Raw genomic sequence first — 277 nt, 5'->3', positions numbered from 1 at the left:
TCCGGGGCAGTTGAGCGTGTCCACCACGCGCAGGTCTTGTCCTTCGCCGTATTCGGCAAACCAGCGGAGCAAGCGGGGGTACTGCTTCACCCACTGCTTCACCGCGGCCGGGCTCAGGCGGGACGTACCGGCCAACTGCTTCCCCAACTCCTCCAGCTGGTACACCGGCAAGGGACAAGGCACCGCAGGGGGAGCGGAAGGCACCGGCGCAGGAGCTGCGGAACTTGGGGCAGGGGGAGCGGGGGAACGGGTAACGGCCACGGCTTCTTGGGAGGGA

1 protein-coding gene is annotated in these 277 nt (G+C 67.9%); it reads right to left on the bottom strand.

The genetic code is table 11. From position 1 onward, the window contains the following. On the bottom strand, nt 1-204 hold a 204-nt coding region (locus HW556_RS18500), incomplete at its 3' end, for a hypothetical protein (RefSeq protein WP_176901585.1). Between the last annotated feature and the right edge of the window lie 73 nt (nt 205-277).

Origin of the sequence: Hymenobacter terrestris (genome assembly GCF_013377905.1) — a bacterium.
Classification (GTDB): domain Bacteria; phylum Bacteroidota; class Bacteroidia; order Cytophagales; family Hymenobacteraceae; genus Hymenobacter; species Hymenobacter terrestris.
The sequence above is the reverse complement of the archived record's forward strand: the minus strand, read 5'-3'. Positions and strand labels throughout refer to the sequence as shown.